Source organism: Edwardsiella piscicida (genome assembly GCF_021733145.1).
GTDB lineage: Bacteria > Pseudomonadota > Gammaproteobacteria > Enterobacterales > Enterobacteriaceae > Edwardsiella > Edwardsiella piscicida.
Genome location: NZ_CP090968.1, coordinates 472,549 through 496,368, shown reverse-complemented (window position 1 = coordinate 496,368; position 23,820 = coordinate 472,549). Strand labels below are relative to the sequence as shown.

The 23,820-nt window shown below is 60.6% G+C and carries 21 protein-coding genes and 1 riboswitch; of the genes, 13 read left to right on the top strand and 8 right to left on the bottom strand.

Going from position 1 to position 23,820, the window contains the following annotated elements:
* The first annotated feature begins 3 nt into the window (after positions 1-3).
* Positions 4-2,436 (top strand): formate C-acetyltransferase/glycerol dehydratase family glycyl radical enzyme, encoded by a 2,433-nt coding sequence (locus L1P05_RS02230; RefSeq protein WP_012847323.1) that lies wholly within the window; start codon positions 4-6, stop codon positions 2,434-2,436.
* Between the two features lie 58 nt (positions 2,437-2,494).
* Here L1P05_RS02230 and L1P05_RS02225 read toward each other — a convergent pair whose 3' ends face one another.
* On the bottom strand, positions 2,495-2,896 hold the full coding sequence (locus L1P05_RS02225) for a YgiW/YdeI family stress tolerance OB fold protein (RefSeq protein WP_015460839.1): 402 nt from the start codon (positions 2,894-2,896) through the stop codon (positions 2,495-2,497).
* A gap of 213 nt (positions 2,897-3,109) precedes the next feature.
* Between L1P05_RS02225 and qseB the strand changes: the two genes are divergently transcribed.
* Positions 3,110-3,769, top strand: a complete 660-nt coding sequence (gene qseB / locus L1P05_RS02220; RefSeq protein WP_012847321.1) for a quorum sensing response regulator transcription factor QseB — start codon at positions 3,110-3,112, stop codon at positions 3,767-3,769.
* Positions 3,769-5,133, top strand: a complete 1,365-nt coding sequence (gene qseC, locus L1P05_RS02215; protein WP_012847320.1) for a quorum sensing histidine kinase QseC — start codon at positions 3,769-3,771, stop codon at positions 5,131-5,133. The genes qseB and qseC overlap by 1 nt, the downstream gene beginning before the upstream one ends.
* Positions 5,134-5,160: 27 nt before the next feature.
* Here qseC and L1P05_RS02210 read toward each other — a convergent pair whose 3' ends face one another.
* Both L1P05_RS02210 and rlmG read right to left on the bottom strand, forming a co-directional pair.
* A complete protein-coding gene (locus L1P05_RS02210) occupies positions 5,161-6,318 on the bottom strand; it encodes a pyridoxal phosphate-dependent aminotransferase (RefSeq protein ID WP_012847319.1) in 1,158 nt (385 codons plus the stop codon).
* 182 nt (positions 6,319-6,500) lie between these two features.
* Positions 6,501-7,646 (bottom strand): 23S rRNA (guanine(1835)-N(2))-methyltransferase RlmG, encoded by a 1,146-nt coding sequence (gene rlmG / locus L1P05_RS02205; protein ID WP_012847318.1) that lies wholly within the window; start codon positions 7,644-7,646, stop codon positions 6,501-6,503.
* Positions 7,647-7,723: 77 nt separating this feature from the next.
* Here rlmG and L1P05_RS02200 point away from each other — a divergent pair, with 77 nt between their 5' ends.
* Together L1P05_RS02200 and L1P05_RS02195 are read left to right on the top strand one after the other, a co-directional pair.
* Complete coding sequence (locus tag L1P05_RS02200; protein WP_012847317.1) at positions 7,724-8,227, top strand: M48 metallopeptidase family protein; 504 nt, start codon at positions 7,724-7,726, stop codon at positions 8,225-8,227.
* A 55-nt stretch (positions 8,228-8,282) separates the two neighbouring features.
* Positions 8,283-9,263: a Gfo/Idh/MocA family protein gene (locus tag L1P05_RS02195; RefSeq protein WP_012847316.1), complete on the top strand. Its 981-nt coding sequence runs from the start codon at positions 8,283-8,285 to the stop codon at positions 9,261-9,263.
* Between the two features lie 34 nt (positions 9,264-9,297).
* On the opposite strand, the gene L1P05_RS02190 is transcribed toward L1P05_RS02195, so the two are convergent.
* Complete coding sequence (locus L1P05_RS02190; protein WP_012847315.1) at positions 9,298-10,206, bottom strand: DMT family transporter; 909 nt, start codon at positions 10,204-10,206, stop codon at positions 9,298-9,300.
* Positions 10,207-10,590: 384 nt separating this feature from the next.
* Between L1P05_RS02190 and L1P05_RS02185 the strand changes: the two genes are divergently transcribed.
* Positions 10,591-11,559: a TerC family protein gene (locus L1P05_RS02185; RefSeq protein ID WP_012847314.1), complete on the top strand. Its 969-nt coding sequence runs from the start codon at positions 10,591-10,593 to the stop codon at positions 11,557-11,559.
* A gap of 351 nt (positions 11,560-11,910) precedes the next feature.
* The gene (gene sstT, locus L1P05_RS02180; RefSeq protein WP_034168227.1) at positions 11,911-13,152 is read left to right on the top strand and encodes a serine/threonine transporter SstT; all 1,242 of its coding nucleotides are present in this window, start codon (positions 11,911-11,913) and stop codon (positions 13,150-13,152) included.
* 109 nt (positions 13,153-13,261) lie between these two features.
* On the opposite strand, the gene L1P05_RS02175 is transcribed toward sstT, so the two are convergent.
* From L1P05_RS02175 to uxaC, 4 genes are all read right to left on the bottom strand, one after another.
* Entirely contained in the window at positions 13,262-13,783 is a 522-nt protein-coding gene (locus L1P05_RS02175) for a YgjV family protein (RefSeq protein ID WP_012847312.1), read from the bottom strand.
* A 61-nt stretch (positions 13,784-13,844) separates the two neighbouring features.
* Positions 13,845-15,335, bottom strand: coding sequence for a UxaA family hydrolase (locus L1P05_RS02170; RefSeq protein WP_012847311.1), 1,491 nt, complete (start codon positions 15,333-15,335; stop codon positions 13,845-13,847).
* Positions 15,336-15,353: 18 nt separating this feature from the next.
* Positions 15,354-16,832, bottom strand: a complete 1,479-nt coding sequence (locus L1P05_RS02165; protein WP_012847310.1) for a tagaturonate reductase — start codon at positions 16,830-16,832, stop codon at positions 15,354-15,356.
* A gap of 106 nt (positions 16,833-16,938) precedes the next feature.
* The gene (gene uxaC, locus L1P05_RS02160; RefSeq protein WP_012847309.1) at positions 16,939-18,348 is read right to left on the bottom strand and encodes a glucuronate isomerase; all 1,410 of its coding nucleotides are present in this window, start codon (positions 18,346-18,348) and stop codon (positions 16,939-16,941) included.
* A gap of 511 nt (positions 18,349-18,859) precedes the next feature.
* On the opposite strand from uxaC, the gene L1P05_RS02155 reads away from it, so the two are divergent.
* From L1P05_RS02155 to mzrA, 6 genes are all read left to right on the top strand, one after another.
* Entirely contained in the window at positions 18,860-20,155 is a 1,296-nt protein-coding gene (locus tag L1P05_RS02155; protein WP_012847308.1) for an MFS transporter, read from the top strand.
* A gap of 172 nt (positions 20,156-20,327) precedes the next feature.
* Positions 20,328-21,095, top strand: coding sequence for a transcriptional regulator ExuR (exuR, locus tag L1P05_RS02150; protein WP_012847307.1), 768 nt, complete (start codon positions 20,328-20,330; stop codon positions 21,093-21,095).
* A gap of 34 nt (positions 21,096-21,129) precedes the next feature.
* Positions 21,130-21,277, top strand: a riboswitch (Fluoride riboswitch).
* A 102-nt stretch (positions 21,278-21,379) separates the two neighbouring features.
* Positions 21,380-21,769 (top strand): fluoride efflux transporter CrcB, encoded by a 390-nt coding sequence (gene crcB, locus L1P05_RS02145; protein ID WP_012847305.1) that lies wholly within the window; start codon positions 21,380-21,382, stop codon positions 21,767-21,769.
* A 190-nt stretch (positions 21,770-21,959) separates the two neighbouring features.
* Positions 21,960-22,424, top strand: a complete 465-nt coding sequence (locus tag L1P05_RS02140; protein WP_012847304.1) for a hypothetical protein — start codon at positions 21,960-21,962, stop codon at positions 22,422-22,424.
* Between the two features lie 100 nt (positions 22,425-22,524).
* Positions 22,525-23,205, top strand: coding sequence for a DedA family protein (locus L1P05_RS02135; protein WP_012847303.1), 681 nt, complete (start codon positions 22,525-22,527; stop codon positions 23,203-23,205).
* Positions 23,206-23,257: 52 nt separating this feature from the next.
* A complete protein-coding gene (mzrA, locus tag L1P05_RS02130) occupies positions 23,258-23,620 on the top strand; it encodes an EnvZ/OmpR regulon moderator MzrA (RefSeq protein ID WP_015683225.1) in 363 nt (120 codons plus the stop codon).
* Positions 23,621-23,820 lie beyond the last annotated feature (200 nt).

The following is a 23,820-nucleotide window of genomic DNA, read 5'->3' as shown; positions in this document are numbered from 1 at the left end:
ACGATGACCATACTGCAGCTGAACACCCTGAGTGAACGTATCCGGGCGCATAAAGAGGCGCTGATCCATATCGTCACGCCGCCGATCTGCACCGAGCGGGCGGTTCACTACACCGAGGCCTACCAGCGTCATCTGGACAAGCCGGTGCCGGTACGCCGCGCGCTGGCGCTGGCGGAGCACCTGGCCCGTCGCACCATTTGGATTAACCATGATGAGCTGATCGTAGGTAATCAGGCCAGCCGAGTACGCGCGGCGCCGATCTTCCCCGAGTATACGGTCAGCTGGATCGAGAAGGAGATCGACGATCTGGCCGATCGCCCCGGCGCCGGCTTCAGCGTCACGGAAGAGGATAAAGCGGTTCTGCACCGCGTCTGCCCATGGTGGCGCGGGCAAACCGTACAGGATCGTTGCTACGGTATGTTTACCGATGAACAGAAGGCGCTGCTGGCCAGCGGCATCATCAAGGCGGAGGGCAACATGACCTCCGGCGACGCCCACCTGGCGGTCAACTATCCGCTGCTGCTGGATCTCGGGCTGGATGGGCTACGCGAGCGGGTTGCCGCGCGCCGGCGCCGCATCGATCTGACACAGCTGGACGATCTGCACGGCGAACAGTTCCTCAAGGCTGTCGATATCACGCTTGAGGCGGTTAGCCAGCACTGTCTGCGTTTCGCCGCCCTGGCCCGACGCATGGTCGTCGATGAGCCCCGGGCCGAACGGCGCAGCGAACTGCTCACCATCGCCGACGGCTGTGAACACATCGCCCACCGCCCACCGCAGACTTTCTGGCAGGCGCTGCAGCTGTGCTACTTTATTCAGCTGCTGCTGCAGATCGAATCGAACGGCCACTCCGTCTCCTTTGGCCGCATGGATCAGTATCTCTACCCCTGGTATCGCCGCGATGTCGAGCTGGAGCAGCGCCTCAGCCGCGAGCAGGCCATTGAGCTACTGCAAAGCTGCTGGCTGAAGCTGCTGGAAGTCAACAAGATCCGCTCCGGCACCCACTCCAAGGCCTCAGCGGGCAGCCCGCTCTACCAGAACGTCACCATCGGCGGCCAGAATCTGGTGGACGGCACGCCGCAGGATGCGGTTAATCCGCTCTCCTACGCCATTCTAGAGTCCTGCGGACGCCTGCGCTCCACCCAGCCCAATCTGAGCGTACGCTACCATGCCGGGATCAGCGACGACTTCCTCGAGGCCTGCACTCAGGTGATCCGCTGCGGCTTTGGTATGCCGGCGTTCAATAACGATGAGATCGTCATTCCCGCCTTTATCGACCTTGGCGTCGCGCCACAGGACGCCTATCAGTACGCCGCTATCGGCTGCATTGAGACCGCCGTGGCGGGCAAATGGGGCTACCGCTGCACCGGGATGAGCTTTATCAACGTTGCTCGCGTCATGCTGGCGGCGCTGGAGGGGGGACGCGATGCCACCAGCGGCGACGTTTTCCTACCGCAGCCGCAGGCGCTGTCGCTGGGGAACTTCGCGGACTTCGAACAGGTCATGGCCGCCTGGGAGCGCCAGATCCGCTACTACACGCGCAAATCTATCGAGATCGAATACGTGGTTGATACGGCGCTGGAGGAGAACGCCCACGACATTCTCTGCTCGGCGCTGGTGGATGACTGCATTGAGCGTGCCAAGAGCATCAAACAGGGTGGCGCCAAATATGACTGGGTTTCCGGTCTGCAGGTCGGTATCGCCAACCTGGGCAACAGTCTGGCCGCGGTGAAAAAGCTTGTCTTTGAACAGGGCAGCATCAGCCAGCAGGATCTGGCCGACGCGCTGGCGCAGGACTTTAACGGCCCGCAGTATGAACTGCTGCGCCAGCGCCTGCTCAACGGCGCGCCCAAGTACGGCAACGACGATGACAGCGTGGACGCACTGCTGGTGCGGGCCTATGACAGCTATATTGATGAGCTCTCCCACTACCGCAACCCACGTCACGGTCGCGGGCCGGTCGGCGGCGGCTACTACGCCGGCACCTCATCGATCTCGGCCAACGTCCCCTTCGGCGCCGCCACGCTGGCCACGCCGGACGGCCGCAAGGCCCATACGCCGCTGGCGGAGGGCGCCAGCCCCGCCTCCGGCACCGACCGCATCGGACCGACGGCGGTGATGGGATCGGTCGGCAAGCTGCCGACCCGGGCCATTCTGGGCGGAGTACTGCTGAACCAGAAGCTCAACCCTGCCACGCTGGAGAATGAGCGCGATCGCCAAAAGCTGATGCTGCTGCTGCGCACCTTCTTTGAGGTCCATAAGGGGTGGCATATCCAGTACAACATCGTCTCACGCGATACCCTGCTCGATGCCAAGGCGCACCCTGAACGCTACCGCGATCTGGTGGTGCGCGTCGCCGGCTATTCGGCATTCTTTACCGCGCTGTCGCCGGATACCCAGGACGATATCATCGCCCGCACCGAACACGTGCTGTAATAAAAAACGGCGCCGTCCAACCGGGACGGCGCCGCCATACTCACCTTCGCTGCATTAATCAGTTCATCTTATGCAGGCGCTTAACATCAATCTTGGTGGTGTTCCAATCTTTGTCGACCTCACCCTGGATCTCCACCTTGTCTTTCGGCGTTATGGTCTGCCCGTTCCAGTACTTGTGGTCGATCTCAACTTCAATGGTGCCAGTGGCATCGCGGAACGTGTAGTGGTCGCCGCGCACGCGCTGTTCAATGTTGCCCTGCAGCACAACCCAGCTGTTATCGTTGAGATCTTTCGCCTTCGCCACGGTGGTTACCGCCTGCTGACCGCCGACAAAGCCGCCGCTCTGCTGGGTATTCTGAACCTGTTGCGTCGCACCCGGGCCAGAGAATCCACCTGTCTGAGCCAGAACCGGTGCACTGCACAGGGCCAGAATAGCGAAAATAGCAGCACTTTTTTTCATCATTGTTCTCCCGTTATGGAATTCAGAAAGCAGCCTCACTGACTGCCGATGAGTGCATTACACCAAACAGTCCTTAACAAGATCTTAAGTATGTATCATAGCGCTCAATTTTTTTTATCACCGCCGATAGGAGGCGATTACGCAGCGCTAACGCTGTACAAAAGGCTTGCCACACGGTTAAATCAGGCGCAATAGCCAAGGGAAAATGAGCATATGCGCGTACTGTTAATTGAAGACGATCGCCTGATCGGCGACGGTATTAAAGCCGGATTGAGTAAGATGGGATTTACCTTGGACTGGTTTACCGACGGGCAGCTAGGCATGACGGCGCTGGAGAGCGCGCCCTATGACGCCGTGATCCTCGACCTGAGCCTGCCGGGCATCGACGGGCTGGAAATTCTGCGCCGCTGGCGCGAAGCCGGGCACGCGGAGCCGGTTCTGATCCTGACCGCCCGCGATGCCCTGGAGCAGCGAGTGACCGGGCTACAGCAGGGCGCAGATGACTATCTGTGTAAGCCCTTCGCCCTGATCGAGGTCGCCGCGCGCCTGCAGGCGCTGATCCGGCGCAACCACGGCCAGGCCCAGACCCTGCTCAGCCACGGCGCGGTGAGCCTCGATCCCCTGAGCCTCACCGCGACCCTCGACGGTGCATCGCTGCCGCTAAAGCCCAAGGAGTTCGCCCTGCTGGAGCTGCTGCTGCGCAACGCCGGGCGCGTGCTGCCGCGCTCGCTGATCGAGGAAAAGCTCTACAGCTGGGATGACGATGTCTCCAGCAACGCCGTCGAGGTCCACATCCACCACCTGCGCCGCAAGCTGGGCAGCCACTTTATCCGCACCGTGCACGGCGTCGGCTACACGCTGGGAGACTCCTGATGCGCCATCTGTCCCGCCAGCTGACCCACAGCCTGCGCGCCAGGCTGACCGGCGGCTTTTTGATCCTGGTACTGCTGGTCTGGAGCAGCGCCAGCGCCCTGACCTGGTATCAAACGCGCGATGCGCTCAACGAGCTGTTCGACACCCAGCAGATGCTGTTTGCCAAGCGCCTGTTGGCCTTCGATCTCAGCCAGCTAAAGCACCCGCTGCAGCTACCGCAAAGCCATGATTTACTACGTAAACACCGCGGAGATCAGGACAAGGACGCGCTGGCGTTCGCCATCTTCAACGCCGATGGACGTATGCTGCTCAACGACGGAGACAACGGCGATAATCTGGTGTACCGCTACCAGGGGGACGGCTTTACCGATGGCTATCTGGATAACGACGATGACAGCTGGCGGCTGCTGTGGCTCACCACCCCGGACGGACGCTACCGGATTTTAGTCGGCCAGGAGTGGGACTATCGCAACGACATGGCGCTGAGCATCGTCGGGGCGCAGATGGTGCCCTGGCTGGTGGCGCTGCCGGTCATGGTGATCCTGCTACTGCTGGTGGTCAGCCGCGGACTGGCGCCCTTGCACCGCCTGGCGGCGGCGCTGAGACGACGCCGCCCGGACGATGCCACCCCGTTACCCCGCGAGGCCATTCCCAGCGAGGTCTGGCCGGTAGTCGCCTCGCTCAACACCCTATTTGCCCGTACCAACGCGCAGATGGTGCGCGAGCGGCGCTTTACCTCTGACGCCGCCCATGAGCTGCGAACCCCGCTGGCGGCGCTGCGGGTTCAGGCCGAAGTGGTACAGCTGGCGCAGGATGATCTCGCCCTGCGTCAGCGCGCGCTGGGCCAGCTGGAGCAGGGGATCGATCGCGCGACCCGACTGGTGGATCAGCTGTTGACCCTGTCGCGCCTTGATTCACTCTCCCAGCTGGACGATGTGCAGCCGCGAGCGCTGGCCGAACTCCTACAGACAGCGGTGATCGACATGGACGCAAAGGCCCATGCCGCAGGGGTTGCCCTGGCGCTGTCGGTGGACGATCCCAAGGTATGCCGACGTATCCAGCCGCTGCTGTTCTCCCTGCTGATCCGCAACCTGCTGGATAACGCGATCCGCTACAGCCCGACGGGCAGCCAGGTCACCCTGCGGCTGACCAGCCATCGTCTGCAGATCACCGATAACGGCGCAGGCGTCAGCGATGCCGTGCTACAGCGCTTGGGCGAGCGCTTTTATCGCCCGCCGGGCCAGGAGAAAACCGGCAGTGGACTGGGACTTTCTATCGTCCGTCAAATAGCCTCCCTGCATGGGATGCAGGTGCAGTTTGACCACGCGCCGGGCGGGGGATTTCAGGCCACACTGCGCTGGTAAGCGACGCGCGCTAAGGCTCTCCGTGGCTCAGACCCACCCCTGACGGCGGAACGCGTGCAGCTGCGCGACAAACAGCTGCATCTCCTGCGGCGTCCCCAGCGTCAGGCGGTTCCAGTTATTTAACGGAGGGAATGGGCGGCCGACCAGGATATGGTGCTGCTTCATTCGCGCCTGGTAGCGCGCGGCATCACCGTTAACCTGGTGAAAAATAAAGTTGGCCTGCGACGGCAGATAGGCCAGCTGCAGCTCATCCAGCGCCGCGCACACGATCTGCCGCGAGAGATCCGTCGTCTTACGGCTGTGCTCTACAAAAGCGCGGTCCTGCAGAGAGGCCAGCGCCGCAGCGGCGCCCGCGCTGTTGGTATTATCCAGCGACATCAGCGCCTCGCTCTGCGCGGCCACCGACGGCGCCGCGACCCCATAGCCCACCCGCAGCCCGGCCAGCGCATACAGCTTAGAGAAGGTGCGCGTCACCAATAGGTTCTCATGCCCCGCCTGCACCAGCGCCACGGCGCTGCGAAAGGCCGGATCGTTGACGAACTCGGCATAGGCCTCATCGATGACAAAGAAGGTATCCGGCGGCGCCTGGGTGATCCACGCCGCCAGCGCATCGGTCGGAGTAAGGGTCGCCGTCGGGTTATTCGGATTACACAGATAGACCAGCGACAGGCCGTTAAAGGCGCGAGTGCGGCGCTGCATCTCCGCCAGCGGGAACCCCAGCTGCGCATCCAGCGGCACCTTGACCACCTCAACACCCAGCGGCTGCAGATACAGCTCTGCGTAGTTAAAGGTGGGATCCGGCACCACCAGCTGCACCGCCTTTCCCTGGCGCTGTGCGGCGATCGCCTGCGCCTGCAGAATGGCGCGAATACACTCCGAGGAGCCATTGCCTAACGACAGGTGAGCCGGCGTCAGCGCCATCTCGCTGGCCAGCGCGGCAATCAGCGCCTCCCGCGCCGCATCGGGGTAACGAAAGGCGCCGGGCAGCGCGGCGGCGATAGCCTGGTGCGCCTGCGCCGACATACCGAGAGCATTCTCGTTAAAATTCAGCGCCAGCGGATGGTCAGCATCGGGCGCGGCGGGCCGTTGGGCGACAAACTGCGCCCGGGCCAGCGAGCCCGGGCCTGAGAGCGATAGCGCGCCCAGCAGGGCGACAGAGGATTTAAGCAGGGTGCGACGATCCATGGCAAAGTCCTTTTCTTTTTCCGGCTCGACCGACGCGGGGGAGCCCCGGTTCGGTCGGCGTCGGAAGACAATATTGGGATAACGGTTGAGCGAGGATAACCGCGTTCAGCATAACCAAAAATCATGCCATGACCAATATTTATTCACTTTCCATGCGTATTTATTTCAATATAGCGCGGCGTTCAGGCCGTTTTCACCGCCTTGAGCACCACAAATTTGCGGTTCATTCCCAGGGTAGCGCAGTTGCCAAACAGACGACGCAGCTTCGGATAATAGTCCAGGTGACGGTTGCCGACGATATACAGCGCCCCGTTGCGCTTCAAACAGCGCCGCGCGGCGACGAACATGTCCCACGCCACCTGATCGGTAATCGAATGCTGCTGATGAAACGGCGGGTTACACAGCACCGCGTCCAGCGTGCCGCCTTCGCGCCCCGCCAGCCCGTTACCGACCCAGAACTCGCAGCGCGCCAAATCCTGCGGACGGTTATGCTGCACGTTCAGGCGCGCCGAGGCCACCGCCATATAGGACTCATCGGCAAACAGCACCCGAGCCTGCGGGCTGCTGCTCAGCGCCGCCAGTCCCAGGACGCCGTTGCCGCAGCCCAGATCGGCCACCTCACCCTGTATCCCCTCCGGCAGGTGCTGCAGGAAAAAACGCGCACCGATATCCAGGCTGCCGCGGGAGAATACTCCTGCATGATTATGCATAGTGTAAGGTGTACCCTCCAGCGGCCAAACGGTCGTAGCCGGCGCCGGCGTCACCGCGCGCTCGCCCACCTGACAGTAAATCAAGCGGGCCTTTTTCCACGCCAGAGAGGTATGCGTCTCCCCCAGGATCGACTCAAACAGCTGTAGGGTCGAGGTATGAATATCGCGCGCCTTGGCCGCGGCGATAATGCGGGTATCCGGCGCGACCACCGCCCGCAGCGCGTGCAGCTGTTGCTCCAGCAGCGCCAGCATTTTAGGCAGCTTAATCACCACCAGCGCGGGCGCCTCCGGCAGCGGGCTCAGGCTGTCCAGCAGGGTAACGGCATCCTCGTCCAGATCGTTAAGCTGCAGATTATGGCGCGTCGCCAGCTGGCTGACGTAGGAGTCGCTCACCGAGTAGGGACGCAGCTCGTGCAGAGCACAGGCCAGCGCGCCAAAGGCATCGTTAAAGATGATGGTCGGGCGTCCCTGCGCCTGGGTCAGATCGATCTGCTGCAGCAGATATTCGTCCGCGGCCTCCCAGGCCTGCAGGGAAGGATCGTCAGACTGACGGGGAAAACGCGCCAGCGTCAGGCCGGTGATAGCCGGACAACCGGCGCTGGATTCGAGTTGGCTCATCGCCCCTCCGCAAAAGTGCCCCGCCGTAGGCGGGCATAAAGTACAATAGCCCGCCATTGTACCTGAAGGAGGGCCAAATGACGCACCTGAGTTACCTTGCCGGCTATCCGGAGCCCCTGCTGGCGCAGGTTCGTACCCTGTTGGCGCAAAGGCGCCTGGGCGATACGCTGCGCCGCCGCTACCCCGAGCGCCATACGATCACCACGGACCGGGCCTTGTATGACTATGCGCACAGCCTGAAAAATCTCTATATGCGCAATACCCCGCCCCTTAGCCGGGTACAGTACGATAGCCGCATTCAGGTGATCCAGCAGGCGCTCGGCCTGCACAGCGTCGTATCCCGCGTTCAGGGCAACCGGCTGAAGGCCAAAGCGGAAATCCGTATCGCTAGCCTGTTCCGTCAGGGGCCAGAGGCCCTGCTGCGGATGATCGTGGTGCACGAACTGGCCCACCTGCGCGAAAAAAATCACGACAAGGCTTTCTACAGTCTGTGCTGCCATATGGAGCCCGACTATCACCAGCTGGAGTTTGATGCCCGGCTCTACCTGACCTGCCTGGATGTTGAGGGCAGCGTATATTGATCGTACAGCGAGTGTGTTAGCCTGACGGGTAATTTTTATCCTCAGGGAGACTGCCATGATCCGCCTCGCTATCATCGGAACCAACTGGATTACCCGGCGCTTTGTCGATGCCGCGCTGGCCTGCGGCCAATATCGCCTCAGCGCCGTCTATTCACGCCGCCTGGAACAGGCCGCCGATTTTGCCGCGCCCTACGGGGCAGTACACTGCTTTGACAGCCTTGACGCGCTGGCCTGCAGCCCAGAGGTCGACGCGGTCTATATCGCCAGCCCCAACGCCCTGCACTGCGCCCAGACGCTGCTGATGCTGCGCCATGGTAAGCACGTCATCTGTGAGAAACCGCTGGCCTCGACCCACGCGGAGGCCCAGCGCGCGTTCGACTGCGCCCGCGCCAACGGCGTCGTTCTATTCGAAGCCTTTAAAACCGCCTATCTGCCCAACTTTGACGTCATCCGCAGCGCGCTGCCGCGCCTTGGGCGCCTGCGTAAGGCCTTTCTCAACTATTGCCAATACTCCTCCCGCTATCCTCGCTATCTCAACGGTGAAAACCCCAATACCTTTAATCCGGCCTTTTCCAACGGATCTATCATGGATATCGGTTTTTACTGTCTGGCCAGCGGCGTCGCGCTGTTCGGCGAGCCGCAGCGGGTGAGCGCCGAGGCGGTACTGCTGGACTCCGGCGTTGACGCCCATGGCCACGTCGCCATGCGCTATCCCGGCCTTGAGGTCTTGCTGTTTCACTCCAAGGTCAGCGATTCAGCGCTGCCCAGCGAGATCCAGGGCGAGGAGGGCAGCCTGGTGATCGAGCACCTCTCCCAATGCCAGCGGGTAACCCTGATCCCGCGCGGCGGCGTGGCGCAAGAGATTGGCGTCGTTCAGCGTGAAAATACCATGGAGTATGAAGCGCAGGCCTTCGCCCGCCTGATACGAGAGGGCCGGGTGGCCCACGCCGGGGTGGCGCGCGCGCTCAGCACGGCCCGCCTGCTGGACGAGATACGCCGCCAAACCGGGGTGGTCTTTCCCGCCGATCGCGCCTGATACCGCGCCGGCCGCCGACGCGGCCGGCCCAGCGCTATCGACGGGTGCTCTGCGCCTGGGGTCCCTGCCTCTTGATGCTAATCACCGCCAGCGCCAGCGCGATCAGCACAATACCGCACCCCTCCACCGGGCCGGGGTTCTCGCCCAGCAGCCACCAGGAAAACAGTACCCCGCAGACCGGGACCGCCAGGGTGCTCAGACTGGCGATCCCGGCCGGCAGATTTTTCAACACGAACAGCCACAGACTCCAGGCCAGCGCCGTCGCCAGAATCGCACTGTAGGCCAACGCCCAGAACACGTAGGGCTGCCAGTCCACGCTGCGCTGCGGTACCAGCCAAGCCACCACGCTCATCACCACGGCGGCATACAGCATCTGCCAGGTCGTGAGCCCCAGCAAATCAATGCCCGGATAGCGAGCATACATTCGCTTGGCCACGATGGCGCTCGCCCCCCAGCTGATGCCGGAGAGCACCGCCAGCAGCGCACTTTGCAGCGAGGAGAGATCCAGCTTCCACGGCTGCAGCACCAGCAGCAATCCCAGGGCCGCCGCCGCAATCGCGACATACTGCAGGCGCCGCATCCGCTCGCCGAGAAACAGGGCGGCCATGATCACCACCCAAAACGGCATAGTATAGCTTAAAATAGCCACCTTGCCAGCGCCGCCGCTCATGAGCGCCCACTGGGCCAAGCCGACCATACCGCAGGTCTGCAGCAGCGCGATGGCCAGCGTATAGCCAAACGGTGTCGGCCGCATACCGCGTCCGCGCAGATGCAGCACCACCAGCAGCAGCAGCGCGCCGCAGACGCAGCGCAGCGCGGTAAAGTCGAACGCCCCGATATACTGCGTTACCTGTTTCATCGCAATCCAGCTGTAGCTCCAGATCAGCGTCAAGGCGATCAGACCCGCTATCGCCAGTGGATTGGTTTTTCTTGCAACTGCCATGACATTGCCACCCTTCTCTTATCCCACAGGCACTATAGCGGCTTCCGCCCGACGATGCATGGATAGCCCCCGGATTGCTTATGCCATCTCGATCTGAGAGAACGGCGGTTCATGCCTATCCTGAACAGCGAACAGGGATTGACCAATGACACATTTTGCATTATTTTCTGCGCAGCAAAGGGGAGTAACTTCTTATTTGCCGGTTAATCGTCATTACGGTGCGCAGCACCCGGTTACCGGGCAACCTCGCGGGCTCCCGCCCGTGGATGCGTTGTAAGTGAGACCTTGCCGGAAGGCGAGGTACAGGCAACGCGTGGTTAATAAATGCACGCACGGTGTTCGCCCTCCGACACCCGTTATTGATTAACCTTACTGGAGACTTCCATGCTCAACTCTGTTGGCACCCCCTGGCTATGGGGGAGCTTCGCCCTGATCATCCTGATTATGCTGGCTATCGATCTACTGCTGCAGGGGCGGCGCGGCGCCCAGGCGATGACCATGCGCCAGGCCGCCGTCTGGTCGCTGGTCTGGGTCAGCCTGGCGCTGCTGTTCAACGCCGGTCTTTGGCTCTATCTGAGTGAAACCCTGGGACGCGCGGCGGCCGATCAGCAGGCGCTGGCATTCCTCACCGGCTATTTGATCGAAAAGGCGCTGGCGGTAGATAACGTCTTTGTCTGGCTGATGCTGTTCAGCTATTTCTCCGTGCCGGCCAACATGCAGCGCCGGGTGCTGGTCTACGGCGTGCTGGGGGCGATCATTCTGCGTACGATCATGATCTTCGCCGGTAGCTGGCTGGTGACCCAGTTCCAGTGGATCCTCTACCTGTTTGGCGCTTTCCTGCTGTTTACCGGTATTAAGATGGCCATGGCCCACGACGATGACGGCGATCTCGGCGATCGCCCGCTGGTGCGTTGGCTGCGCCGCCACCTGCGGATGACCGACTGCATTGAAAGCGAGCACTTCTTTACCCGCCGCAGCGGTACGCTGTTCGCCACCCCGCTGCTGCTGGTGCTGATCCTGGTCGAACTGAGCGACGTGATCTTTGCCGTCGACAGCATTCCGGCGATCTTTGCCGTGACCACCGATCCGTTCCTGGTATTGACCTCCAACCTGTTCGCCATTCTGGGGCTGCGCGCCATGTACTTCCTGCTGGCCGGCGTAGCCGAGCGCTTTACGCTGTTAAAGTACGGGCTGGCAGCCATTCTGACCTTCATCGGCATCAAGATGCTGATCGTCGATTTCTACCATATTCCCATCGCCTTCTCCCTGGGCATCGTCGCCGGGATTCTGGCGCTGACCCTGCTGATTAACGCCGGGGTCAACCATCGCCGGGCATCGCGCGCCCCCCGATAACGCCCCTTCCCCGGTATGCTAATACCGGGGAGTTTTACCTGACAAAACGTCAGAAACCCCCGAAATCTATTTGGAATAATTCTTTGATATAGACACTTTTTCAGTAAATTATTCTAGAGGCACGGTTTGCCATGTGAGCACAGTTGGCTTTTTTCCCTACATTTCGACGCTATCGTTAATAAATGCAATAAAAAGTTAAATTAGAGTTAAATTTATAGCGTGGCGACAGAATTTTATAAATTCAGCGTTCCCAATTGAGTCGATTTCCCTATACTGGGGTGGCAAACACATTTAGTTACAGATTGCATGCATGACATGTAATCCAAAAATATAACAAGTGGGTAATCGATTATGGAAAGACAATCTGGATTCGTGCGTTTCATTACGCGCGGTAGCCTAGTCGGCCAGATCCTGGTAGGGCTGGTACTGGGGATCGCGCTGGCTTCGTTCTCCCAATCCGGCGCCATCGCCGCCGGGCTGCTGGGTACACTGTTCGTCAGCGCCCTGAAAGCCGTCGCGCCGGTGCTGGTCTTCATTCTGGTGGCGGCCTCCATCGCCAACCACCGTCAGGGACAAAAAACCAACATGCGGCCTATCGTGCTGCTGTATTTGCTTGGCACCTTCGCCGCCGCACTGGTGGCCGTGGTGGTCAGCTTCGCCTTCCCGTCACAGCTGGCGCTCGTCAGCCACACCAACGATATCACCCCGCCGGGCGGGATCGTCGAGGTGCTGCAGTCCCTGCTGATGAACGTCGTGGATAACCCGTTCCGCGCTCTGGCCAACGGCAACTTCATCGGTATTCTGGCCTGGGCCATCGGTCTGGGCGTCGCCCTTCGCCATGCCTCTGATACCACCAAACGCGTGGTGGGCGACCTCTCCTACGGCGTCACCTTTATCGTTCGCGTGGTCATCCGCTTTGCGCCGCTGGGTATCTTCGGGCTGGTCTCCTCGACGCTGGCTGAAACCGGGTTCGACGCCCTGTGGGGCTATGCCCACCTGCTGATGGTGCTGATCGGCGCCATGCTGCTGGTCGCCCTGGTTCTCAACCCCTTAATCGTGTTTTGGAAAATCCGACGTAATCCCTATCCGCTGGTGTTCACCTGCCTGCGTGAAAGCGGTCTGACGGCGTTCTTTACCCGTAGCTCGGCCGCCAACATCCCGGTAAACATGGAGCTGTGTAAGAAGCTGAAGCTCAATGAGGATACCTATGCGGTCTCCATTCCGTTGGGCGCCACCATCAATATGGCCGGTGCGGCCATCACCATCACCGTGCTGACGCTGGCGGCGGCGCATACCCTGGGGATCAGCGTCGACCTGCCGACGGCGCTGCTGCTCAGCCTGGTGGCGGCGGTCTGCGCCTGCGGCGCCTCCGGGGTCGCCGGCGGCTCCCTGCTGCTGATCCCGCTGGCCTGCAGCCTGTTTGGTATCAGTAGTGATATCGCCATGCAGGTCGTCGCGGTCGGCTTTATCATCGGCGTCCTGCAGGACTCCTGTGAAACCGCCCTCAACTCCTCAACGGACGTTCTGTTCACCGCGGCCGCCTGCGTGGCAGCAGAGGAGAGCACCGGCGATAGCGCCGCAGAGCTGGGCTAACCCCCATGACATGGCATAACGGGCGCCGCGGCGCCCGTTTTTTGTCGGTTGAATGCTCCCGACGATGCGGGGGATAGCGATGTTTCGCCTGACGACGCCTCGCCGGAGGCTACGAGCGGAAGGGATCGATGCCGCGCCGCTGCATGCGGTAAAAGCGGACGATGTTATAGCCATTGATCAGCAGGAAACTGCCCTCGATCAGCGAGCCCCCCAGCGAGCCCAGCCACAGATTGTGGATCACCCAGCAGGCGGTGGAGCACCACATGACGCAGCGGGTGGTCAAGCCGCGGCAGCGGAACAGCGCCCAGGTGCTGGCAATCGTACCCACGATAGGCAGAACCTCAACCGGGTGCTTCAGCTCCCAGCCGCCCAGCCCGAGGGTCAGCGCAATAAACAGCGCCATAATCCAGACATTGCGCGTACGCGTCGCCACCACCGAACGGATCGCGTTCAGCTCGGCGCTCATCCCGGCGGCGCTGGCGCCCATCAGAAAAAAATGGGCGCCGATGATCGCGCTGTACAGCGCCAGCTGCAGACGGAAACGGCGCTCATCGCGGTTGAAAAACGTCGTAATCCCGACCAGAAAGGCGACGATGCCTACCCCCTGGGCAAACAGAAGCTCACCGCTCATAGCGTTAATCCCTTAAGGGGCGGGAGCTCGCCCCGCGGCGGCCCCCGCGATCCGACGGCGGTTACAGCGTTACGCCGCTTTTAAAGATGGCCAGCTCACGAAAGTCATTCTTCTCGTTACAGGTCTGTCTGCCGTCGGCGATCGCCACGATCAGATCGATAAACTCACTCAGCAGCAGCGCCATCGGCTTGCCCTGCAGCAGCTGACCGGCGTCAAAATCTATCCAGTGCGGTTTCTTCGCCGCCAGCGGCGTGTTGGTCGCCAGCTTCACCGTCGGTACAAAGCCGCCGTAGGGCGTACCGCGGCCGGTGCTAAACAGCACCATATGGCACCCGGCGGCGGCCAGCGCGCTGGTGGCGACCGCATCGTTTCCCGGCGCGCTGAGCAGGTTCAGCCCCGGCGTATGCAGACGCTCGCCGTAGCGCAGTACATCCATCACCTGGCTCTGCCCGGCCTTTTGCGTACAGCCGAGGGATTTCTCCTCCAGGGTTGTGATGCCGCCGGCCTTATTGCCCGGCGAGGGGTTCTCATAGATCGGCTGCTGATGATCGATGAAGTAGCGTTTGAAATCGTTGACCATCGCGACCGTCTTTTCAAAGGTTTCCCCATCGCGGCAGCGGCTCATCAGGATCCGCTCAGCGCCGAACATCTCCGGGACCTCGGTCAGTACGCTGGTGCCACCGTGGGCGATCACATAGTCGGAAAAACGCCCCAGCAGCGGGTTGGCGCTGATGCCGGAGAAGCCGTCCGAACCGCCGCACTCCAGGCCAAACTTCAGCTCACTGAGACGGCCTGGCTCCCGACGATCGCCGCGCATGGCGCCATACAGCTCATGCAGCGCCTCAGTTCCGGCCTCCACCTCATCATCCTGCTGCTGGCACACCAGAAAGCGCACCCGCGCCGGATCATAGTCGCCCAGCGTCTCGCGAAACGCTGCGATCTGGTTATTCTCACAGCCGAGCCCGACCACCAGCACGCCGCCGGCGTTCGGGTGGTGCACCATATTCTGCAGCAGGGTACGGGTATTCTGGTGATCATCGCCCAACTGTGAACAGCCGAACGGATGGGTAAACAGATGGACGCCATCGATCGCCGATGCTCCGTCGCTTTCACGCAGAAAGCGCTGCAGCATCTGACGAGCCATGCCGTTGACGCAGCCGACGGTCGGCAGGATCCACAGCTCATTGCGAATGGCCACCTCGCCGCTGGCGCGCCGATACAGGGAGATCGCGCGATCCGCCGGCTGCGCCGTCGGCGCGGCGAAGTCCGGCTGATACTGGTAGCTGTCCAGATCGCTGAGGTTGGTACGCAGGTTCTGGGCATGCACGTGATCGCCGGCGGCGATGGGCGTCAACGCATGGCCAATCGGCAAACCATACTTTATCACCATCGCCTGCGGCGCCAGGTGGCACAGCGCGACCTTGTGCCCGCGCGGCACCGCGTCGCGCAGCGTCAGCGCACCGTCGTCCAGCGCTATCGTCTCTCCGGCCGCAAGATCGCGCAGGGCGACCGCCACGTTATCCTGAGGGTGGATCTTAATGATACTTTGCATATGACTCGACCCGCTCCGTTAATAAGATGATGCCAGCAGCGCGCCCAGCGCGGCGCGCATTCCCTGCTGTTCAATGGCCTGCAGCGCGCGGCTCACCTGCTGCGTCAGCCCGGGGACACCGTTGAGATCCTCGCCCCAGTGCGCCGACTGCGCCAACACCGCGCTGACCAGTTGCTCCAGCGTCTGCTCCCCTGCGCGCACCGCCTCCCAGCCCGCGGCGTAAAACGCCAGCCAATGGGCATCATCCTGCAGCGGATAGCGCAGGCCGTCGCGTTCTCCGCGGTAAAAGGCGATCAGCGCCGCCAGCGCAAAGCTCAGGCGTAGCGGCACCGCGTTCTGGCGGGCGCGGTAAGAGAGTAGCTGAGGCAGGATCCGGGTCCGGAATTTGGTCATCCCGTTAAGCGCTATCGACAGCAGCTGGTGCTGAATATAGGGATTACGGAAGCGGGCAATTACCGCCGCGGAAAAAGCGTTGAGCTCCTCGATGGGCAGATCCAGCTGCGGGATAATCTCCTGGGCGATCGTCTGCTCGACGAATGCAGCCACCTGGGCATCGTCCATGCTCTGACCCACGGTATCCAGACCGGCCAGGTAGGCTACCGGCACCAGCGCCGTATGTGCGCCGTTCAGAATCGCCACCTTACGCTCTTTATAAGGGCGAATATCCTCAACGATACGGATATTCAACGGCCCCTGCGTGGCGGCATAGGCATCCAGGCGCAGCGCCTGCGCCAGCCACTGCGGTCCCTGAATCACAAACAGATAGAAGTATTCTGCGGTATCCAGGAAGCTATCCTGGTAGCCGAGCGCATCGCACAGTGACGTGGCCTCATCGCGCGGATAGCCGGTGACAATGCGGTCAACCAGGGTTGCGCAAAACGTCGTGTGCTCGGTCAGCCAGACGGTGAACGCCGGCGGCAGATCCCACTGTTCGGCGTAGCGCAGCACCAGCTCGCGCAAGGCCTCACCGTTGTAATCGATCAGTTCACAGGGCAGCAGCACCCAGCCTTTATCCGCGGCGCCGTCAAAGTGACAAAAGCGCTCATACAGCAGGCGCGTCAGCTTGGCCGGAAAGCTAGAAGGCGGGGCGTCGCTCAGGCGATCCTGCGGCGCATAGCTGATCCCCGCCTCCGTGGTATTGGAGAAGACAAAACGAATGTTCGGATCGCGCGCCAGCGCCAGAAATGCATCAAACTCGCGATAGACGTTCAACTCACGGTTAACGCTGCGGATCACCCGACTGGTCGATACCGCCTCTCCCCGTTCGTTCAACCCGCGCACGATGGTGGTATACAGACCGTCCTGGCAGTTCAGCGACGGCGGGAAATCGCTGTCGATCGGGCGGACCACCACGATCCCGGCATCCAGATCGGTATGTTCATTCAACAGATCCAGCTGCCAGTCGACGAAGGCGCGCAGGAAGTTACCCTCGCCAAACTGGATCACTTTATCCGGGTGCTGGCGGCCAGGAAAATCACGACGGTTCAGGGTTTGCATCAGGATCCACCTCAATAGCGGGCCCTCCGCCCTGCGGCGGCCCGTCACAGTCAAATTTGGATTTAGCGGCAGCGGGCGGCGAACGCCGGCTGCCGTAGGTCAGCGATTACAGCTCAATGGCGAAGTAGCTTTTCGCGTTGTCGAAGCAGATGTTCTTCACCATGCTCCCCAGCAGGGCAATATCGGCGGGCGCCTCACCCTGCGCGACCCAGCGCCCGATCATCTGGCACAGGATGCGGCGGAAATACTCATGACGGGTATAGGAGAGGAAGCTGCGGCTATCGGTCAGCATTCCCACAAAGCGGCTCAGCAGCCCCAGCTGCGCCAGCTGCGTCATCTGGCGCTGCATACCGTCTTTCTGATCGTTAAACCACCAGCCTGAGCCAAACTGCATCTTGCCCGGCATTCCCTCGCCCTGGAAGTTGCCGATCATGGTTCCCAGCACTTCGTTATCGCGCGGATTCAGGCAGTACAGAATGGTTTTCGCCAGTCCGCCGTTGCGGCTCTGGGCATCCAACAGACGCGACAGCGGCTGCGCGACCGGCGCATCGTTAATCGAATCAAAGCCGATATCCGCTCCCAGACGCGCAAACATCGGCGTATTGTTGTTGCGCAGCGCGCCGATGTGGTACTGCTGTACCCAGCCGCGCTGCTGATATTCGCGGCCCAAGAACAGCAGCACGGCCGTCTTGAACTGAGCGACCTCGGTCTCGCTCGGCGTACCGCCGCTCAGACGGCGGGCCAGGATCCCATCCAGGGTCGCATCATCCGCCTCGCCGTAGACCACCACATCCAGCGCGTGGTCAGAGACCTTACAACCGTGGGCGGCAAAGTAATCCATGCGCACCTTCAGCGCCTGACACAGATCGGCAAAGCGGGTGATATCGACGTCGGCCACGGCGCCCAGCTTCGCGATATAGTCAGAGAACAGCGCGGCATCGATATTAAACGCTTTATCTGGGCGCCAGCTTGGCAGCACTTTGGTCGTAAAGCTGCTGTCGGCGGCGATCGTCCGATGATGGCGCAGATCGTCGATCGGATCGTCGGTGGTGCCCACCATCTTCACATTCATCTGGCCCATGATGCCGCGCGCCGTAAAGCTATCCTCCGCCAGCATTCGGTTGCAGCGGGTCCAAATATCCTCGGCCGTCGCGGCAGACAGCAGCGTATCGGTGATGCCGAAGGGACGACGCAGCTCCAGATGGGTCCAGTGGTACAGCGGATTACCGATGGTGTGCGGCACCGTCTCGGCCCACGCCTGAAACTTCTCGCGATCGCTGGCCTCTCCGGTGCAAAAACGCTCCGCTACCCCGTTGGTGCGCATCGCACGCCACTTATAGTGGTCACCCTTTAGCCAGATGTCATACAGGTTTTTGAAACGATAGTTTTCGGCGATCTGCTCCGGCGGAAGGTGGCAGTGATAATCGAAAATAGGCTGTTCTGCCGCATAATCGTGGTACAAACGGCGGGCAAATTCGGTATCAAGCAAAAAATCTTCGGTCAAAAACGGAGACATAATCGGGGTTCCTCAGATGCGGTTGATGCGCTCGCACGGGGGCGCTAGCGGAAGTTATCACACCAATTTAAAAGTTAGTCCAGAACTTTATCCAGGTTTGCGGACTGCATGACAAAAAACGTCGCGTCACGGTGCTAAAAGCGCCATTCAGCTCACTTTCACGACCGTTGGTCATCCCAATTATTATTCAGCAATCCAATTATGGTTTTTGTGATAGCTCTCAACCTTTGAATCTGTATGACAAGTTATCTTAGCCGTCGCACTAACCCGGCTGTAGGTCAACCAATTTAGCCCATTGTGGTTTGGCCAATCATCCATCGGCGTACCGTCGCGGCGATCTCCGCACGCCCCCCAGCCACTGTCAGGGCCACGGGAGCGCTCGGTATACGCCAACCATGTCTTTCCAGCAGGAAAGTGAACGAGCACCCGCCGACGCGGATATGGGTCTTGGCCGCCCCGTATCCGTCACGCGTGCACTATCGGTAATACCTTAAACGGGGAGAGAGTTTAAATGCGTAAAATTAAAGGATTACGCTGGTACATGATCGGCCTGGTCACCATTGGTACGGTGCTAGGCTATCTGACGCGCAACGCCATTGCCGTGGCCGCACCCGCGCTGGAAGACACCCTGCACATCACAACCCAACAGTACTCCTATATCATCGCGACCTACTCTGCCTGCTATACCATCATGCAACCCGTGGCCGGGTACGTGCTGGATCTATTGGGTACCAAAGTCGGCTATGCGGTCTTTGCTGTACTCTGGGCGCTGTTCTGCATGGGAACGGCGCTGGCCAACAGCTGGGGTGGCCTGGCTATCGCCCGCGGCGCGGTAGGGATGGCCGAGGCCGCCATGATCCCGGCGGGTCTGAAAGCCTCGTCAGAGTGGTTCCCGGCCAAAGAACGCTCGATCGCCGTCGGCTATTTCAACGTAGGCTCCTCTATCGGCGGCATGATTGCACCACCGCTGGTGGTCTGGGCCATCATGGTCCACAGCTGGGAAATGGCCTTTATCATTACCGGTGCCCTGAGCCTGCTGTGGGCGATCGGCTGGCTTATCTTCTACAAGCAGCCCCAGGATCAAAAGCGCCTGAGCGACGAAGAACGCCAGTACATTCTGAGCGGTCAAGAGGCGCAGCATAAGGGCGATAACGCCACCCGCATGTCGGCCTGGCAGATTTTGCGTAACCGCCAGTTTTGGGGTATCGCCCTGCCGCGCTTCCTCGCAGAGCCGGCCTGGGGCACCTTTAACGCCTGGATCCCACTATTTATGTTTAAGGCCTACGGTTTCAATCTGAAAGAGATCGCCATGTTCGCCTGGATGCCGATGCTGTTCGCCGATCTGGGCTGCGTCATCGGCGGCTACCTGCCGCCGCTGTTTCAGAAGTACTTCAACGTCAACCTGATCGTCTCCCGTAAGCTGGTCGTCACACTGGGTGCCGTACTGATGATTGGCCCCGGCATGATCGGTCTGTTCAGCAGCCCGTATATCGCCATCGCCCTTCTGTGCATCGGCGGATTTGCCCATCAGGCGCTCTCCGGCTCGCTGATCACGCTCTCTTCCGATGTCTTTGGCCGCAATGAGGTCGCCACGGCCAACGGCCTAACCGGCATGGCAGCCTGGACCGCCAGTACCCTGTTTGCCTTAGTGGTCGGCGCGTTGGCCGATACCCTGGGCTTCAGCCCGCTGTTCGCCGCCCTGGCCGTCTTTGATCTGTTGGGCGCCCTGATCATCTGGACCGTACTGCAAAACCGTACCGCCAACGATCCGCAGCCGATCCCTCGCCCGGCTAACGCAAACGCCTAACCTATTCATGTCAAAGGGTCCCCCCGCGGGCGGACCCTTTTCCGCACGGATTTTGTCCACGAAGGCTCACACTCTGTATGCTTGCCGCTGGTGACTGCCCGATGAAAGTGGTATAACAACTCGCACCGTGGCCCTGAGCCACCCGCGTTACCAACCCTAGCCGAGCACGAATATGGAATGCACGAGACTCTACCAACAGCTTGCCGCCGAACTGAAACAGCGCGTTGAAGGCGGCGTTTATCCCGTCGGCGATAAGTTGCCCGCCGAGCGTTTTATCGCCGAAGAGATGGACGTCAGCCGTACCGTCGTGCGGGAGGCCATCATCATGCTGGAGGTCGAAGGCTATGTTGAGGTGCGTAAAGGCTCCGGCATTCATGTCATCAATAATCAGCCCAAGTCGCTGATTCAGCCGGACAACGCCATTGAGTTTGCCAGCGCCGGACCGTTCGAACTGCTGCAGGCGCGCCAGCTTATTGAAAGCAATATCGCCGAATTTGCCGCGACCCAGGTTACCAAGCAGGATATCGTCGCGCTGATGGAGATCCAGGAGCGGGCGCGCCAGGAAGATCGCTTCCGCGACTCGGAGTGGGATCTCAAGTTCCACGTCCAGGTGGCTTTGGCGACCCAGAACAGCGCCATGGCCACCATCGTAGAAAAGATGTGGAGCCAGCGTACCCATAATCCCTACTGGCTAAAGCTGCACGAGCATATCGATGACAAATCGATCGAAAGCTGGTGCGAGGATCACGATAAAATTCTTAAGGCGCTGATCCGTAAAGATCCCTATGGCGCCAAAATCGCCATGTGGCAGCACCTGGAGAACACCAAGCAGATGCTGTTCCACGCCACGACCGACGACTTTGAGTTCAACGTCGATCGCTACCTGTTTGCCGAGAACCCCGTCGTGCATCTTGACGCGGTGGCCAACGGCGGTAAGTAATCCCCATTGTATCTGAGATAAATAGGCTCCTATAATATCTACCGGTGATGGTGTTCCACCTTTAATTCAAAAAATGAATTAAAAACCGCCGGGGATAGCCGGCAGCGCGAGCCGATATGGGTCGCACTGCCGTCGTAGCGAGCAACCTCGCCTAATCCTGTGCTGATGACGCCTGGCAAAACGGTGTGTTTCCCATTAATTAATGGGTGGCCTGCGTTTGCCCGGCGAGATCGTTTTCCGTGGCCTGCGCATTCCCCCAGCTTAGGTTTGTAAAGGAGTCTGCCATGAATTATGGCCTCACGCTGCTGGTCGTCGCCTGCGGCGGCGCGCTCGGCGCCATTAGCCGTTTTCAAATCACCAACTGGTTCAGCGCGTGGTTTGGCAGCGGTTTTCCCTACGCCACGCTCACGGTCAACGTCATTGGCTGCTTCATCATGGGGGCGTTGGTCTCAATGCTGAACAGCGGTACCCTGATCGCGCCGCACTGGCGCCCGCTGATTGGCGTTGGCTTTCTCGGTGCGCTGACCACCTTTTCCACCTTCTCATTTGATACATTCGCCCTGTTTAGCGAAGGTTTCTGGATGAAGGCGATGCTAAACGTCGTACTCAATCTGATCCTGTGTATGGCGGCCGTGAGCGCAGGTTACTATCTGTTACTGTCCCGCAGCGCCTGACGCGCTGGTAGCGGATAATCCGCGCCATATCAGTCCATTCCGGCGATTTTGTAGGACAAAACCGCCGGAGAAAAAACATCGGATTTCACCTGATTTGGCCAGGAAACCCCCATTTTGTGCTGTCTCCAGGTGGGCGATTTTGCTAAAGTGAGCGCCTGTTTTTCTGTCTGTATCCGGAAACGACAAAATATTGAAGCGTGTAACCTCTGCCTCTCTGCTGCTGTTACTGTGTTGCTGGGCCGCCACGGCCATCGGCAAAATAGGCGCATGGCATTCTCAGGCCGTCACCACGCTTCCGCTGAGCCAGTTTCCCTGCAATACGGCGGTCTTCAGCGAAAACTACCGCGATCCGGCGGGCAGCCACTGCCTGAGCCGGATACCGCACAATCGTAAGATCACCGCGCTGATCCGACTGCATATCTGCGGCGGCAGCGAGGTGGTGCGCAACGGCCTTATCCCACCGGACGTCCCGCCGCCGGAGACCCGTCAGCCCTATCGCCCCCAGGCGCCGGGCAACGACGGCCACTATGCGCGCCTATCGCGCATTCTGCTGCGAACGCTGCAGCTACCGCCCCACCAAAATCGGCTGGGGGGATGGAAAGAGAGTAATATCCTTTACCGCGGTCAGGTCACCTATCACCCAGCGCTCGCCTAAACTGACGGTGTTGTATCAGGTGATACGTTAGCGGATCGCCCGGCGCTATCACAGCGCCAGACCGGCAAACGATCTCCGAGGTTTCTGCTAGGAATTCGCGATGGATATTATTAGAGAATTAATCACTGCCCTGTGGCATCAGGACTATGAGACGCTGGCGAACCCTTCGCTGGTCTGGACGATTTACGGCATTCTGTTCGTGATCCTTTTTCTGGAAAACGGCCTGCTGCCAGCGGCTTTCCTGCCCGGAGACAGTCTGCTTATTTTGGTCGGGGTGCTGATCGCCCGCGATACCATGGATTTTCCGCTGACGCTGCTGGTGCTGACCTCCGCCGCCAGCCTCGGCTGCTGGGTGGGCTACCTACAGGGACGCTGGCTGGGCAATACCCACTTAGTCCAGAAATGGCTTTCACATCTGCCCGCCCACTACCATCAGCGTGCTCACCAGCTGTTCCATCGCCATGGCCTGGCCGCGCTATTGATTGGGCGCTTTCTCGCCTTCGTTCGCACCCTTCTGCCGCTGATTGCCGGCCTCTCCGGGCTGAACGGTCCGCGCTTTCAGTTCTTCAACTGGATAAGCGGCCTGCTGTGGGTGTTGATCCTAAGCTCCCTGGGCTATGTGCTGGGCAAAACGCCGCTGTTCCTACGCTATGAGGATCAGCTGATGAACCTGCTGATGCTGCTGCCGCTGGTGCTGCTGGTCTTTGGCCTGTGCGGTTCCCTGCTGGTGCTGTGGCGGAAAAAACACGCCCATGCCACCGGTAAAAGCCCGAGGAAATGACGTGAACCAGGCAAACTCACAGCCATTTACCCGTCGGCAGGGTTGGAAACGCATGTTGGGCCTACTACTGTTCATCGTCGCCGCCCTCACGGCGGTGATCTTACCGCAGCTGGGCCATAAAGAGGTCTCCCTGCAGATCCGGGCGACCCACAGCGGCCTGGCCACGCCCGACGGCTTTTTTGTCTATCAAAAGCTGGACGAGAACGGCGTCAGCATCACCAGCATCACCCCGGACAGGGAGGGGCTGGTGGTACGTCTGGCGCACCCCGAACAGCAGGCGCTGGCGCTGCAGGTGCTGCAGCGTGAGCTGCCGCCCGGCTATAGCATCGCTGATAAAATCCTGCATCGCTCGCTGTTTCATAAGAGCGAACGCCCCGCCGCCGCCCTTTCTTACAGCGCTGGCCGCAACAGCTAATCCCCGGCGGGAAGAGACTTTCCCGCACCGCTCCTCCCGCTTGGGCTAAAAGTGAGATTATTTCCGCCCATAGGGTGCCCAAGAACAACTATGATAGAGGATGGAGGGGCGATCTCTGCCTGGCAGAATCCCTGCGGCGCGACGCTGACCGTCTACAATATATGACGACAAAGCTAAGTTATTACAGAATGTTATCTAGA